General features: G+C 64.4%; 1 protein-coding gene. It reads left to right on the top strand.

Annotated elements, in window-relative coordinates; all coding sequences use genetic code 11:
• Positions 1 to 261 (top strand): methyl-accepting chemotaxis protein (locus SB816_RS32720; protein WP_410548341.1); only part of this gene is annotated, 261 nt, incomplete at both ends.

The raw sequence follows: 261 nt of genomic DNA on the forward strand, positions 1-261 counted from the left end.
CGCGGTGGTCGCGAGCGAAGTCAGAAGTCTCGCCCAGCGCTCGTCGAGCGCGGCAAAGGAGATCAAGGACCTGATCAATGCCTCGGTGCAGAAGATTCAGGACGGTTCGGCGCTCGCCGGTGAAGCCGGCAAAACGATGGCCGAAGTGACGCAGGCGGTGGCTCGCGTGACCGACATCATGGGCGAGATCGCAGCGGCTTCGGGCGAGCAGAGCCGGGGGATCGAACAGGTCAACCAGGCGATCACGCAGATGGACGAGGT

Origin of the sequence: Achromobacter sp. SIMBA_011 (genome assembly GCF_046535435.1) — a bacterium.
Classification (GTDB): domain Bacteria; phylum Pseudomonadota; class Gammaproteobacteria; order Burkholderiales; family Burkholderiaceae_B; genus Achromobacter; species Achromobacter dolens.